Origin of the sequence: Haloarchaeobius sp. FL176, from assembly GCF_024609245.1 — an archaeon.
Taxonomy (GTDB): domain Archaea; phylum Halobacteriota; class Halobacteria; order Halobacteriales; family Natrialbaceae; genus Haloarchaeobius.
Map to the genome: position 1 here is coordinate 1 of NZ_JANJYH010000019.1, position 15,413 is coordinate 15,413.

12 protein-coding genes are annotated in these 15,413 nt (G+C 58.5%); 8 read left to right on the plus strand and 4 right to left on the minus strand.

Annotated features, from left to right (window positions below):
• Positions 1–941: 941 nt before the first annotated feature.
• Positions 942–1,889, minus strand: coding sequence for a transcription initiation factor IIB family protein (locus NO978_RS19195; RefSeq protein ID WP_257301145.1), 948 nt, complete (start codon positions 1,887–1,889; stop codon positions 942–944).
• 895 nt (positions 1,890–2,784) lie between these two features.
• On the opposite strand from NO978_RS19195, the gene NO978_RS19200 reads away from it, so the two are divergent.
• On the plus strand, positions 2,785–3,627 hold the full coding sequence (locus NO978_RS19200; protein ID WP_257301146.1) for a CPBP family intramembrane glutamic endopeptidase: 843 nt from the start codon (positions 2,785–2,787) through the stop codon (positions 3,625–3,627).
• Between the two features lie 132 nt (positions 3,628–3,759).
• Here NO978_RS19200 and NO978_RS19205 read toward each other — a convergent pair whose 3' ends face one another.
• Positions 3,760–4,359: a hypothetical protein gene (locus NO978_RS19205; RefSeq protein ID WP_257301147.1), complete on the minus strand. Its 600-nt coding sequence runs from the start codon at positions 4,357–4,359 to the stop codon at positions 3,760–3,762.
• Positions 4,360–4,529: 170 nt separating this feature from the next.
• Here NO978_RS19205 and NO978_RS19210 point away from each other — a divergent pair, with 170 nt between their 5' ends.
• From NO978_RS19210 to NO978_RS19240, 7 genes are all read left to right on the plus strand, one after another.
• The gene (locus NO978_RS19210) at positions 4,530–4,826 is read left to right on the plus strand and encodes a hypothetical protein (protein ID WP_257301148.1); all 297 of its coding nucleotides are present in this window, start codon (positions 4,530–4,532) and stop codon (positions 4,824–4,826) included.
• Positions 4,827–4,913: 87 nt separating this feature from the next.
• Positions 4,914–6,725, plus strand: coding sequence for an SWIM zinc finger domain-containing protein (locus NO978_RS19215; RefSeq protein ID WP_257301149.1), 1,812 nt, complete (start codon positions 4,914–4,916; stop codon positions 6,723–6,725).
• Between the two features lie 153 nt (positions 6,726–6,878).
• Positions 6,879–7,238 carry a hypothetical protein gene (locus tag NO978_RS19220; protein WP_257301150.1) on the plus strand — a complete coding sequence of 120 codons (360 nt, stop codon included), beginning with the start codon at positions 6,879–6,881 and terminating at the stop codon, positions 7,236–7,238.
• The gene (locus NO978_RS19225; RefSeq protein ID WP_257301151.1) at positions 7,235–7,729 is read left to right on the plus strand and encodes a zinc ribbon domain-containing protein; all 495 of its coding nucleotides are present in this window, start codon (positions 7,235–7,237) and stop codon (positions 7,727–7,729) included. Before NO978_RS19220 ends, NO978_RS19225 begins: the two co-directional genes overlap by 4 nt.
• Positions 7,730–8,033: 304 nt before the next feature.
• Positions 8,034–8,390, plus strand: coding sequence for a calcium-binding protein (locus tag NO978_RS19230; protein ID WP_257301152.1), 357 nt, complete (start codon positions 8,034–8,036; stop codon positions 8,388–8,390).
• Positions 8,391–8,505: 115 nt separating this feature from the next.
• Positions 8,506–9,906 (plus strand): DEAD/DEAH box helicase, encoded by a 1,401-nt coding sequence (locus NO978_RS19235; RefSeq protein ID WP_257301153.1) that lies wholly within the window; start codon positions 8,506–8,508, stop codon positions 9,904–9,906.
• Positions 9,906–11,264, plus strand: a complete 1,359-nt coding sequence (locus NO978_RS19240; protein WP_257301154.1) for a DUF790 family protein — start codon at positions 9,906–9,908, stop codon at positions 11,262–11,264. The genes NO978_RS19235 and NO978_RS19240 overlap by 1 nt, the downstream gene beginning before the upstream one ends.
• A gap of 240 nt (positions 11,265–11,504) precedes the next feature.
• Here the strand turns inward: NO978_RS19240 and NO978_RS19245 are convergent, their stop codons facing one another.
• Together NO978_RS19245 and NO978_RS19250 are read right to left on the minus strand one after the other, a co-directional pair.
• The gene (locus NO978_RS19245) at positions 11,505–12,884 is read right to left on the minus strand and encodes a Cdc6/Cdc18 family protein (RefSeq protein WP_257301155.1); all 1,380 of its coding nucleotides are present in this window, start codon (positions 12,882–12,884) and stop codon (positions 11,505–11,507) included.
• Between the two features lie 1,663 nt (positions 12,885–14,547).
• Positions 14,548–15,363 (minus strand): IS5 family transposase, encoded by an 816-nt coding sequence (locus tag NO978_RS19250; RefSeq protein ID WP_257301156.1) that lies wholly within the window; start codon positions 15,361–15,363, stop codon positions 14,548–14,550.
• Positions 15,364–15,413 lie beyond the last annotated feature (50 nt).

Consider the following 15,413-nt stretch of genomic DNA (forward strand, 5'->3'; position numbering starts at 1 on the left):
AGCGTCTCCGTCTCCACGGCATTGAAGAACGTCTCTACCGTAGGATTATCTTGCAGGGTCGCTGGGCTCATACCACCTCAGCGTTCACCCTGCTCTCTGGTATGAGAACTGTTCTATGACACCCTCAGACGCTAGTTTACTCAGCTTTGCACGTTGTCGTATTGACAATATAACTATCGAAAGCGGCGCAAGAAGCGTTCTACACGGGATTCACGAACCAACTCAACAGAAACGAGAAGTCATTGGAGACGTTGGAGACGACCTTCACGCTGTTTGATCCGCCAGCGGAGAGCTTAGAGCGACCGACTGAAACTCTCCGTTCCGTTTGAACACCGTCTTAGCTGCCATTTTCGGTCTATAAAGTGTTAGATTCTCAACGTGCAAAGCCGAGTAGTTTATAGATTGTCGTGCATCCAATCAGTACAATCGCTTGAAAACGTAGTTGCCCAGCCGCTTCGCGGTCTAGTAACCATTAGACGATCATTTGAATCAATGTGTTCTTGTAGCTCATCTCGAATATCACTTGACGACGTGTCTGAGGCTTCAACCAACCATGTTGATTCCAGTATATGGCAGTAGTCGCCAAGTGATTTGATTGCGTCATGGAGTTCTCCGTAATCCTGTCCTGGACTTTGAAGGTCATACGAAATTTGGTACAAAGTCACAATCATATATTGACAGTAGCTGGCTAAAAAGGTCGGTTAACCCTAGTGAAAGTGGTCATCGATGGACGGTCAAGACCGGGTCGGAATGGGAATACCACTCGTCGAAAGCCCTGTACTGAACGGTGTAGGCACGGGGATAATGCAGTAGTAGATCCCCTGTATAACGCTATCAGGTTGTGGCTGCCGGCCGACCGGAGGGAGGCCGGGAGCGGAGGGTGGGGAGGTGGGGCGTCTACTGGGCGGTGGTCGCAAGAAAAAAACGAGGGAGGAGTTCGCTCAGTGCAGGGTGTCCGGCTCCTGGTCGAGGATAACACCCGGGTCTTTGGTTCCGTGTCGGGCCTCGTAGGCGTCGACGAGCTCGCAGTTGTACCGACTGATCCGGCTCATCGATGTCTCTAGGACCGTACTGGTCGCCTCCGCGACCTGCCCCTGGGTGAGATGCTTCTGGGGCGTCAACCGATCCGCACCATAGAGTGCCGCCGCCGCGATGGTGAGCCGCGACGTCCCCGACCCGACCGGCTCTTGATCGCCCAGCTTCATGAGGTGGTGTGCCAGCCGCCACGTCCGCACGGCTGCACTCGCCGGAATGGCGTCGTCATCGAGTGCGTCCACGACCGCCATCACCGCGTTCGGTCGGGTAACGGGGACAGTGTCGACCCCGAGTTCACACCGAATCTTCCGCGCCGCAGCACACACCCGCTCGTGAGGTGCCTTCGTGTAGGTCGCCACGTCGACGTCGATTGCCTCGCGCTCAATCCGCGACTCGCGCGCTGCGAGGAGCATGGCCCCGCCCGCGAGTGCCTCCCAGGCCATCCGCCCGCCGGCCAACCGCGCCTCTGAGGCGCGTCGGAGGTATCGTGCCGCCGTCTTGACGACGTGCCCCGGCATCCCCAGGTTTCCGCCGATCATCTCGATATCGCGCAGCCCCTCGTTGAGCCGCTTCGTCCGCTTGCGACCCTCGCCGAACTGGTAGCGCTTGTGCCACTTCCGGAGGCGCTGGAACTTCTGCCACCGCTTGGTACTGAGTGGATTGCCGTGTCCGTCAGTACTCTTCGTGATCTTCGTGTGGAGGCCCTTGTCCGTCCGCAGCGGGTCCACCGTCTCGATGCTCTGCTCAGCGTTCCCGACCAGCCCCAGATCGCCCAGCGTCGGGCTCCGATCGACCCACTCGGCCGCGACGACCAGGCCACAGTCCGCACAGAATGACTCCTCATCGTGGGTCACAACTCGTCCTTCACACTCCGGGCACGCCGACCGGGCCGCTGGCTCTCGCTCGACGACCGACTTCTCGGACGCCTCATTGTTCTCGGATGCCTGTTCGACCGAAGATTCATACCGTACAAAGCTCGTACTTGACATTGGTTCTTGCACCGAACCTGAAGGCGCTCACGCGCCCGACACCGCGATGCTACAACATCGCGGATTTCCTCGACGACGACAACCCGACAGACTCGTCTGCGCGCTCTCGATCGCGCCTTCGCGAGCGCCCTTGGGCGCGAGCGAGAGCGCGCCCGAGACGTCCGACCATCCAGCACCGCGCGCCGACCCGCCCGGAGCGAGCGGCCAGCTTTAAGCCGTTTCTCGCGTCCGGCCCGGACTGCGGGTCCGTGTCCAGGGCGACGGTCGCCGAGCACGCGCGCCGCGGTGTGGCGCGCGCCAGCGCAGGCGGCCCAAAGCGCTGGAACGCGAAAGCCCGCGAGGGGCGCAACCGAAAACGCGCTTAATGCTGGCGTCGAGACCAGATTCACTTTAGCCCGGAACGGGCGCGGGCGGTGCGGAGAGCGCCCGCACGCCCGGAATGGTCGGTCGCGAGCGATGCGGAGGGCGGCAGCGGCGCGCGGGGCGGGCCGCGACGACCCACCTAGCTAACCGATTCCGACACTCGAGGAACCAACCGATCTCCTGGTGGACTCAGAAAGGGCGAGGACGACTCGGTCGTCCCCCGACCCCGCAAGCACCGAGCGACGAAGGAGCGAGACGCGCAGCGGCGTTCTCGTGAGCGCAGCGAACGAGGGCCAGCGAGACGCAGTCTCGCGCGGTCGCGGGATGCTGAACGGCCGAGGGCTTTCGAAGGGGTTCCCTCACTGTATTTATCAGGTACGGTGCCACTATGTTGGATATGGGATTCGGACCGAGTATTTCGGTTCCGAGCATAACGGGAACACAGGTCGTCTACCCAGCACGGCTCCTTGCAGCGTGGGCCATACTCACTATCGTCAGCCTTGGTCTCGAACGCGTCATCCACCGGTGCAAATACTGGACTGTCAAACTCACAGGCACGCATCCGTTCGGCTGGTTCGCGTCGCTCGACAGCGATCACCAAGGCGACTTGAGAGAGACAGAGTCGTACACGGTTGCGGATCTCAAGGACCGACTCGACTGGGAACGCAAGTGGTGGCGTCGAACAACACGACGAGGCGTCCGCGCCGTCGTGATCGCGCCGGTGGTCGAGGAACTCACGTTTCGCGGCGGCCCATATCTGCTGGCGGTAACCTTGGGCGTCGCTCAACTCCCACTGTTGGTCGCTGGGTCAGTCCTGTGGGCGTTCCTCCATACCCGGAATCCACGCCGCTACCGCCGGGGAACCCTCCCGGTGTTCGTCAGCGGATTGTTGAGCCTGTATCTGTGGCTGATAGGGCTCTGGTGGCTGGCGATCTTGGTGCATGCAGGCAACAATCTGGTTGCGATCGCGCTGGCAGCCAGCGAGAAGTGGTGGCGGCGCTGGCAGCACTCGTTCTCACCAGGCGAAGAATACACCGTGACAGTTGACGACCGGAGCCCACAACCGGATCGTCATGGCCTGTATCGGGCGTACACACCGGCTGAGGAGACACTCCACGTCGCCGACGTCGAACCAGGTGAGACGACGCGGGTGCGAGTGGCAACGACGGTTGGACTCCACGGCTACGCGTATCCCATCACCGAATCAGGCCAAGAACCCGATTGCGCTGAGTCTTCTTAACCAACAGTGGAGGCAAGTAGCCGACAGCGTTGGTTAATCAAACGGAGGACAGCAACTGGATCAAATCCAGCTATTATCTGAAGTTCGACAAGTACGGCAACCCGAGTCCCGCAGGACAGACCCTATGAGGGATCACCGATCACCGCGAGACAGATCCTGTGCAAGCGCGTCTTGAAGTCCGTCGGGAAGCAACGACCCAGGCTGCTCTGCGTGAAAAGCGACGTTCTCGTAGGCCGCTTCGATATGTTTCTGTGGGGCGTCGTCACCGTGCTTCTCCGCAAGCGCTCCTAACTCCTCGATCATCGTTTGGAGTTCATCGTCGGCCTCGATCATCTCGGCTGACAACGCCAAGTCCTTGAGCGCCTTGGCGGCGGCCCGTCGGCCTCGCCCATCGTCGTCGACGAGCGCCGCCAGATAGATCGCCCGCAGCTGGCTGCGATGCGTCGCGATGTCGTCGAGTGTCCACTCGCCAGGTAACGCGTCGTCGGTGATGGCGGCCCCGACCGTCCGAACGGCAAGGCGTGGGTACAGCGCGACCGCAAAGCGAATCACGGACTGCCGTTGATAGCCGTCATCGCTCTCGAACAGATCACGACACAGCTCAAAGCAGTCGTCGAACAGGGCGGCCCGTTCCTCGAGGTCCATGTCCTCGACCTCGCCGATGGCCCGATTCACACGCTCGGTATCACCCGACGACAGCGCAGCACGGAACGCTTCGGGTGTCTGGTCCATAGTCGTTGTTCCGTCGCCACTCGTGTAACTCCACGGGTACCAAGAGAGCGATGGATCACGAAGGATGGAGGGCTGTACTCGCGATCTCTATCGATAACGAACCATACTCTAGAACTGCAAGCGAACACGAGGGACGGGCATACTTGTACTGACGGGCGGTAGTGACTGCTATGACGGGTGACGATACGCCGGTCGAACACTATGTGTTGGCCGAGCCGATGGATCTCCGCACGGCGCTTGCAGCAGCTGGGATCGAACATCTCGAGGTCGACGACCAGCGAACGATTGTGATCTATCAGCAGGCGATTCTCATGGTGATCGCCACAGAAGGATCGGCAACGGCAGCGCAAGAGTTCAACGTCGAGTTCTGGAAGGAACCACCGAACGACCCAGAGCGCAATCCCGAATCACTCTTCGCTGCATTCATCGACGAGCTGTTGGCGATGACTGAGACGACCCGTCGTTGAGTCCGAACCCAGTCTACTGTCGAAGGGCTCTCGATACTGACGCTGACCCAGCTTTTCTATCGGGAGACACCGTAAAGCGGGCTACCGATGGAACAGGCACCGACCATAACCGAAACAACCATCCGCAACCTCGCACGACCACAGTCATACGATCGGGGCGAGGACTACTACGAGCGCGGTGCCGTCAACGAGATTACGCGCCGTGGCAGCCTCCTGCGAGCGGCGGTCGAGGGCAGTCAGTACCAGCCCTATCAGGTACAGATCGAACTCGATGAGACCGGTGTCGTCGACACGAGGTGCTCCTGCCCGTACGATCACGGTGGGGTCTGCAAGCATCGTGTGGCCGTCCTCCTGACGTACATCCACGACCCTGACGAAATCAGTCAGCGCCCACCTATCTCCGAACTGGTCGCCGACACAGATCCAGCGGAACTCCGGGACCTGCTCGTTGCCCTCGTCGAGCGCCGGCCCGACCTCGCAGAGTGGATTGAATCTCAACTCGAGACAGCCCAGTCAGAAGACACAGCCGACACCACCGATCAGCGTCCAAACATCAACCGAGACTCAATTCGACGGCACGTTCAGTATGTCCTCCAGCCTCCACGCGAGCGCGGCGGTCAAACCCACGATCCGTATGCGACAGTCGAAACCGACGTCGAGGAGCTTGGGGAGCTGCTCGATCAAGCGTGGGCCGCCATCGACGCCGGCAACGGCGAGACGGCACTGGATATCCTCGACCCGCTCGCAGACGAACTGATGGACCGCGAGTGGCTCGCGCTCTCGTACGACGATTCACAGGCCATCTTCGAGTTTTTCGACGAGGTCGACACCGCCTTGGCCGAAGCGCTGCTTACAGCCGACCTCGCGGACCCAGAGCGCGATGACTGGGAGGCGAGACTCCGAACCTGGGAGAATGAGATGAGTAGCTATACGGACCGGCCTCCTTACAACGTCGCCCTTGCGGTCATCCAGCGTGGCTGGGACTTCGACCCGATCCAGCAGGCGATGACACCTGGTGACAGAAATGTAGACCTTTGGGAGGCAGAGCCGCCCTGGTACGCTGAGGAGTGCATCAGAGCCTACCTCAACGTGCTCGAACGCCAAGGCCGCATCGAGGAGTACCTGAATCTGGCGGCGGCCGCCGACTTGGTCGACGCATACGTCACGATGCTCGTTGCGGATGACCGTATCGACGAGGTGATCGAGTACGGCCAGCAGAACCTACACTCACCGGATGACGCACTCATGCTGGCCAGAGCACTCCGGAATCACGACCGACCACAGGCAGCCCTGGAGATAGCCCAGCACGGAGTGACCCTGGATGGCAGCGGGAAAGCCGAGTTGGCCGAGTGGCTTCGCGACCGAGCCAGCAGTATGGACGACCACGACATCGCGCTGGAGGCGGCCGCCGCCGCGTTCGAAGCCGCACCCACGCTTGCGGCTTACCAGGCGACAGAGGAACTCGCCGTCGAGGACTGGCCGGCTGTTCGCGAGGAACTACTGGAGACACTTGCGGACCGAGACACGACCCAGCGGAGTGCGCACCGACATATCGAGATCTTCCTGTACGCGGAACGGTACGACGAGGCTATCGCCATCGCGGATCGGTTCTCGGATGACACGGTGGTCGAGCCTGTCGCCGACACCGTCTTCGAGGAGCGCCCGCAGTGGACGATCGACGCCTGCAAGGCACAGGCCGAACCGATCATCGAGGAGGGGAAATCACAGCGGTATCGACACGCCGTAGACTGGCTAGAGATCGCCGGAAACGCGGCCGACGCTGCGGACGAACTCGACGAGTGGCGGGGCTACGTACAGGACCTCCGGGATGAACACTCTCAAAAGTACAAGCTCCGGCCGATGCTGGAGGAGTTACTCGAGCAGTTTGAAGATCGATAGCGCAACGAAGACTATGACTGACACAGAGATCACAGACCGACTTGTCATCGAAGGATGATGGTCACTTTTTTGATTACAGTGAAGGAGAGGAGGCCCAGCAGAAGAGACGAGTGAGTCCACGGGTTCAAGGTATTTCTCTACGAATCGTCACATATGACCGATGGTTCAGGAACATCGCCGTCGTTCCTCTCGTCGCTTCCGGGCCACCCCATTACCGACGACATCGTGAAGCAGATTGGCGAGAGCGATAACCCGAAAATTCACGGAGCCATGGGGTTTCCGGGATCATCCCCCGGCACGATCGAAGCGTTCCTGCTGGATATAGAAGCGAAGACACACGTGATCGTCTTTGAGCCAAGCGCGGAACGATGGTACGTCTACAAATCCTTCGAAACCGAGGGGATGAGCCATCAAGAGATGGTCGACCATGCGAGCGAACTCGCTAACGAGTGGCTCGCGCAAAGCCTCTCAGATCGCATCGCAGCCGCAGAAAACACTGAGCAGAACACATGATCCTCCGCTACTATGCCGATGCGGACGTCCGAGAATGGCACGACCACGCGCTCCGGCTCTTGCGAACGCTACACGACGAGCACCGCATCGCAGTCGAGATCGACCGGATCGACGAGCAGCACGGGCCGATCACAGACTTCCCAGGCGACGTACGATCCCTGACGCCCGAAGAGGTCTACGAGCGCGACCTCAAACGCAACCGTGCGTTGAACCAGGCCATCGATCAGACACCGTCAGAGGCGTTCAAACGCTACGGGAAACTCGACATCGCTGGGAAGGTCGCGGTCGTCGATGATGAGGGGACTGTCCAATGGGCCTCGACACTGCCGGGCTACGCTGACGGCTATCGGCCGGGTGCCGCGTCACAGACTGCGATGGACTTTCTGGAGGATATCGCCACCGCTCCGAGCAACCGTCTCTGCGTCGAGTGCCTCTCTCTGCTGGACGGCGACGAAACCTTCTGTCCGAACTGCGGCTCCGAATTGCCATAGCGCAGGACGCTATTGGATCGACGACGTCGAACGCCGACTGGCTGCTGACACACGTCCTGGGCACATGACAATGAGTAGCCCCTATCAGCTGGTGTCACGCCGTGAGAGGCCTCTATACGTCATCACACATCTCCGCCCCATCGAATTAACCAACAGTGAACGGGTTTGATACCTACTGTTGGTTAATCTTGTCCGGCGACTCAGGCCAGGAGTTCTGCAGTCACAATCGAGCAAGCCTTCGATAGGTCGATGGGTAGATCCGGCTGTCCAGAGTATCTTACGAACAGAATGCGTACTGATGGATATGCCACGAGCCGAGAGAGACGAAGAGCGAGACGAACGCATCGAGATGCGGATCATCGTCGATACGTACAGTGCTGAAGAGCAGGCGATGGGCTGGCACGCGTATCTGGGCGACACGATGGACTTTCCCTTCGAAGCGCGGTGTGTCATCGAGCGAGCGGAATCGCCCCTGAATCTGGGCGAAACGGTACGCGTTATCGAAATATCCCCGACTGAGCCAACGCTCAGCCAGATGTTCGTAACGGTGGAGTGGATGGACAGAACATTTGGCGTGCCATTAGAGCAATTAGCGCCCGTCGATGCCAGCAACAACACGGAACAGGCGATCGCAGACTGGCAGTACTGGCTCGACCGCTGATAGCCGTGCGTCCGTGCTCGAACCATCCTCCCCAGAGACAGACAGCGCCACGTCTCACCGACCCCCGGACAATCCACAGATTAAATCCGTCCGAACTCATCCATTCTGATACTGAATGCGACTCGAGTTCGACGACGGCACCCTCCTGCTCCATGATGCCTCCGACGACACTCCGTATGCGGAGTGGGACGACCGCGTCGACGAGTACCGCGCCCAGGCGTATCGGTATCGACCGCTCCTCGAATGGGCGGGCGCTTGGGCGGACGAAAACGAGCAATCAACGCTGCAAGACGGCTTCGCTCACGCTCTCGAAGACGCCGCCCGCGCCTATCCCGACCTCGAACTCACCCCGGCGCTCCACATCGAACCGCGCGACTATCAGCAGGCTGCGCTCGACGCCTGGATCGACCACGGCCGCCGGGGGAGTGTCGTCCTCCCGACGGGGAGCGGGAAGACGTTTCTCGGCCTACAGGCGATCGCCGACGCTGGCGTCAGCGCGCTCGTCGTGACGCCGACGATCGACCTGATGAACCAGTGGCACGCCACGCTCACCAACGCCTTCGGCGACCAGCTCTCCGAGCCGATCGGCGTGCTCGGCGGCGGCAGCCACGATGTCACCACGATCACGGTCACCACCTATGACAGCGCCTATCGCTACGTCAACGAGTACGGCGACCGGTTTGGCCTACTCGTCGTTGACGAAGAACACCACCTGCCAGCTCCGACCTACAAGCTAATCCCCGAGATGATGATCGCACCGTATCGCCTCGGCCTTACGGCGACCTATGAGCGGCCCGACGGCAAGCACGAACTCCTCGAGGACCTCCTCGGCCCGATCGTCTACCGAGAGGACGTCGACGAACTCGCCGGCGAATACCTGAGCGAATACGAAACGATCCGCATGTCGGTCGAGCTCATGGCCGACGAGCGCGAGACATACGACGAAGAGTATCAGATCTACCGCGACTACGTCGACAGCCACGAGTTCGATCTCTGGAAAGAGGAAGGCTACGCGGAATTCCTCAAGCGCACCTCCTACGATCCACAAGGCCGACGGGCGCTCATCGCCAAGCAGCGGGCCGAGCGGATCGCCCGAACAGCGGAGAAGAAACTCGACACGCTCGACAATCTCATCAAGCGCCATCACGACGACCGCGCGATCATTTTCACCGCCAACAACGACTTCGCCTACGACATCTCTCGGGAGTTCATCGTCCCCTGTATCACCCACCAGACCAAGACCGACGAACGCACCGAAATTCTGGAGCGGTTCCGCACGGGCGAATACTCGATGCTCGTCACGTCCCAGGTCCTCGATGAGGGCATCGACGTGCCGGCGGCAAACGTCGGTATCATCCTCTCGGGGAGCGCCTCGAAACGCCAGTACGCGCAACGGCTCGGGCGCATCCTGCGGCCCACCGATGACCGCCAGCCGGCACGGCTCTACGAGATTATCACGGACGACACGATGGAGACGTACGTCTCACAGCGCCGCCGTGAGGGGGTGAGTGCGTAGTGCTGACCGCGAATCTCGCACGGTCACGCACGACCGACAAGGAAATCAGCCCGTTGTTTATCGATCCGACTGATGGGCGCTATCGTGAGACGGCAGGAGAGCTCATCCAACTGTTCGAGAGCCATCTCGATGAGCCAAAAGGCGACCTCGAAGACGCAATTGACGAGCTGACCGTCGCGGATACCGACTACAAAATCGTCCAGGGACTCGCGAAGCTTCTGAAAGACGAGTGCGAGTTCGAGGTCGTCGCCCCGGTCGATCCCCACGAGATCCGCCAACGACTGTTCGAGAAAGCCAACGCGCGATATCCGATCGTACGTCAGCCCACCCTCGGCGAGGATACACAGAAATTGGAGGTGTATAGCGGGGTCGCCGACGAGTTAGGGATCTCACTGGAAGAGTGCTATCGCGGAATGTACGCCGACCTGGAGGACAACAAGCGGCTTGTTCGGATCGGGACGCGAACCGCCGACCAGTACGCGACTGATGGCGACTCGTCGACGTCGACGACCGCGTTGACCGGCAGCAGCGACGCGGAGTACGAACACACGGATCTCACCGCAGACTGGCTGTTGACGCGGTACAATCTCGCGCTCGCTCAGGCAGTGCTTTACGACGCCACCGAGATGCGGATTCGCGTCTGGGATCATTTCGGGACGGTGTTCAGCTATGTGAAGCTGTTCGGGCTGATGCACCGCATCTATCCCATCGACGCCGACGGCGAACGTGTTGGGAGTACGGATCAGGCCGCTGGCTACGAGGCCATACTGGATGGGCCGGCGTCACTCTTCTCGAAATCACAAAAGTACGGGATTCGCATGGCGAACTTCCTGCCAGCGTTGCCGCTCTGTAACCGCTGGGAGATGACCGCCGAGATTCTCGTCGACGAAACGACCGGCGAGACGCAAGCGTTCACACTCGACCACACTGAGAACCTCGATTCGCACTACAGTGCCGGGGATCAGTTCGATAGCGACGTCGAACGTACGCTCGCGCAGAAATGGGAGCGCTCGAATACGGAATGGGAGCTCGTCCGTGAGGATGACATCTTCGACCTCGGTGCCGAAGTGATGATCCCCGACTTTGCGATTGAACACCCCGACGGTCGACGGGCGATTCTCGAGATCGTCGGGTTCTGGACACCCGAGTATCTAGACGCGAAGCTGGAGAAGATTCGAAAGGTGGAGGCCGACAATTTCGTGTTGGCCGTGTCAGAGCGCCTGGATTGTGCGAGTGAAGAGTTCGGACGGACAGCCGATCGAATCCTCTGGTTCAAAACCGGGATTCACGTCTATGATTTGGTCGAGCTGGCAGACAGCGTTGCCGTCCCGTCCGAGACACCGTCTGGTTCCGAGTAGGATACTTCGGTGACTGGGCGACCGATGCCTTGCACCGTGTCGCTGTCTTTGGTTTCGAACTCACTCGTAACGAGGGGTGTTCACTGGAAATGTGGTGTGTTATTAACCAACAGATAGAGGGAATAGGCGGTTATGTTGGTTAATCAGGCTCTGAAGGGAACGGCTAGCGACTCGGGGTAGTCTGGAAGGTAGCGCCAGTGATCGAACGGAACAATCGAGAGGAACACCGGCCTTCCAGATCTAGCGGCCGACAATATCGATGAGCCGTTGGCGCATTCGGGAATCGATAGGAATCTCTGAGCATCGATCATCGAGGCCGATCGATTGAAGCAAGAGACTCGCCTCGTCCAACAGTGAGAGCTGAAGGTACGTTCCCTCTCGATATCCGTCACTCGTTCGGGTCATGTCGATGATTTTCAGCGTCTCGTACTCCCGGAGTTGGTCGGTGATTCGCTTCTGCCCGAGGACATTCGTATCGATCGCTTCGGCGAATTCGCGATAGACTTGATACATTTCGGTTGCTTTGAAATGAGACTGGTTCGTGTATTCGTCCATCGCAGCGAGCGCGGCAATTGCAACCTTCGCCTGCGTCGGACACCCGCGGATAAGATCCTGAATCCGTGTCACTTCGGCATCATCGTTGGCAGCGCGAACGTGTTCTTCACGGACGTGGTCGGCATCGTCGTCCCGAGCGATCTCGCCGGCGAGCCGAAAGAGGTCGATCGCACGTCGTGCATCACCGTGTTCCTGTGCAGAAAACGCCGAACATAGCGGGATGACGTCATCCGAGAGGACACCGTCATGATAGGCGTCGCGACGTCGGTCCAGAATGTCGCCAAGTTGGTTTGCATCGTACGCTGGAAACACGATCTCGTCCGGAGCGAACGAACTCTCAACACGAGTGTCTAACCGGTCGCCGTATTTGAGATCGTTACTGATGCCGACGACTGTAATGCTGGCCTCAACATCGTTTTCTTCACCGGCTCGGGACAACTGCATCAGAAGTTTGCTATCATCCGCCTCCTCTGGAGGGACATTTTGGGCGTCGTCAGGGGGTGCAAGCCGGTCGATTTCGTCAAGAACGACAATAACGGCGTCGTAGAGTTTGTCAATAACCGTCCACAAACGATCGTAGTAGGCCCCTGTCGCGATGCCCGACTGTGGAATCTCCACACCCGTTTTGTCGGAATCGTTCAAGCTCTTCGAGAGATGAATGATCGTCTGGACCTCCGAACGGCGTTGGGCACAGTCGATGATTGCACGTCCAATGCGAACGTCATTGCTCGCGCCTCGTTCTTCGACTTCACGACTGACGTACCGAGTGACGAGTGTCTTGCCGGAGCCGGACTTGCCCAAGAGGAGTGTGCCCTTTCCGGAGCCACCGTCGATCGTCGGTTTGAGTCGCCGAGCAACGGTTTCGATCTGGTCGTTTCGACCGACGATTTTGTCGTGGTCCGGGATGTGGTCGATACGGAGCAGATCTTCATTGGCAAAAATCGGATCTTCCTCGTCAAGGACAGAAAGCGGATCATCGCGAGACTTGGAGCGAGAGTAGGCAACGGCCCCGTGTTCGGCAGCATAATCGCCGAGTGTATTCGTCTGCTCCTCCCTTGAAGCCATACACCGGATTTCAAATGAATTCGACTTAGTTCTTTCCCTCGGTCCCGTCCATCGCGCGTATTTAGTCGAATACCGGCCTCATTCCTCTCGTTCGTTCTCGAACCAAATTCGGCGATCAGCACTGAGAACACGTTTGCGTAACACCGCATTTCGGATGATTTCTCGTGTGGACAGATCAACTGGAGGGACTACCCGACCCCCACACCGAATTTCAGATGAAATCTTGGTATCGTCTGGTTCGGTTAGAGTGGTACGTACACCCCCACACCGAATTTCAGATGAAATCTTGGTATCGTCTGGTTCGGTTAGAGTGGTACGTACACCCCCACACCGAATTTCAGATGAAATCTTGGTATCGTCTGGTTCGGTTAGAGTGGTACGTACACCCCCACACCGAATTTCAGATGAAATCTTGGTATCGTCTGGTTCGGTTAGAGTGGTACGTACACCCCCACACCGAATTTCAGATGAAATCTTGGTATCGTCTGGTTCGGTTAGAGTGGTACGTACACCCCCACCCCGGATTTCAAATGAATTCTCCGAAGAGTAGAAGCGCCGTATAGCCAGTGCGTGAGAGAGAACGCTACCACGGAAGTCGGATAATCACGGGATAGAGGCCCTGCAAATGCGAAGTCATTCGGAACATGGTGCTGCTCTCGTAGGCGTTCGAGAAGTGTTGCGTGTAACTTGCCGAGGAGGAACAGAGTAGCTGTTCTAGCAGAGAGTATATAAACACACATCTAGGATTCATCGAGCTGTGGTCGGTAGCTGTTCTAACTCTCGAAATTGGGTCTTTCACAGCTTCACTACTACTACTACTTTACCGTTATAGTAAAATATATAATAACGCGAAAAGTAAGATGGTTTCCACACGAAACCTAAAACCTGAATATCGTACAATACAAACTCGCTACCACACAATTGGCCTTCTCAGGCAGTCAACCGAGTTCCCTTCCGAACCAACCCACCCCTTCCTCTGGAACCGATTTCATTTGAAATCCGGGGTGGGGGTGTTGTCCGGCAAGCAAGGTCGTTATTGTTGCAGTCTCATCTCGCTATGTTGCTCGAGGTTCGTGATGTTGGTCCTGAACCGCGCCTATTTTCACCGGCCGCCAGCTGATCCGACCTCTATCGTCGAGGGCTCTTGCTTCTTCGTCGACACCGGCTCATTCACTAAAATACTGGTCTGCTGTACTATTCCAGATCGAGATCCTCCCACCCTTCGAAATGCTTGAGCCGGATGCGCAACTCGAACTCCGACCATCCACACGTATCCGCGAGATACTGTGCAAGCTGGCCAAATGCAGAATGATCCAGCATGATACCGCGCTGACCCTGATCCGTAATGAATGGCAGATCTCGCAGTGCCGCAAACACCTGTTTCGCCTCACCACCGCGGTGACTCCCGTATGACGCGATTCGAAGCAACTCGTCTTGTGTTGCCGTGTTGAACGCAAGACAGCGGCAACATCGGATTTATGATATTCGATTTTCTAACGGTAACGACCCTCTAGCCATGGATTCTGAGATCGGACGATTCGATCCTAGTCGAATTGCGCGTTGAGCAAAACATCAGTTTCACAAGATACCGCACGAAGTATGAGGTGGACGATGGCGATGCCTCTCCCGAATACGTCCGGAGAAGGAGAGCAGGCGGCGAGCTCTAACTCGCCGCCTGCGTCAGGTTATGGACGATGCACTTCCGTGTGAGCTCCCGGAACTGGCCATGCCAGCTCCGGGAGCGGATCTCGTCGCCATCGTCTTTCAGCATCGCAAACACGGTTTCACTCATTGACCGCTGGTTGTAGACATCGTCGTCAATTCGGGCGTTGTGGGCCTTCTTGAGTGCATTTTTCTCACAGTGTTTGATCACCGGTCGTGTCAACGCTGCACGACAGGCTTCACGGAGATCACTCCACGAGTACATTTTGTCTGCCAGCAACGCCTGCAGGTCTTCGGCATTGCGCCGAAAGACCTGCAGCCCAATATGCCCGTCATAGGCTTTCTTCGTCGTGAAATGTGCGTCCCTGATGGCAAGCGACTCCGTATCCACAAGTAGCGTCGTCTTCATCGCGTTGAACGAGTAGCCGACGCGATTGCGGTAGTGAGAGCTTGCCTGATCTCGCTGGAAGCCGCTTGCGTCAATCGACGCAGTGCCCGAGAGCCCCGCCTGCTCCGCTGAACGGCGGAGCAGGCGGCGCAACTCTTGCATTGGAAATTCACCGTCCCACACGCTGAAAGACGAGTAATCAGGAGATTTCTCAAGGTCGAACACATCGAGGATTCCCGGCATCTCGTTGAGATAGTCTTCGAGTTTCCGGAGCGGCTTGTTGATCTCCTCTTTGAGCAGAAGGAGCGCGATTTTCGTTGATTTGGCGTACCCGTCCGCGCCGTCCGGCGCGGCGGGTACGTCTGGTTCCTCTACGTGGTTTGTGGCAAAGTTTCGAAACGTCCGTGCGAGGGTCTTGAGACGCCCCATATCGCCAGACGGCGTCCAAATCCCCTGAAATCAACGATACAATCCGCAGA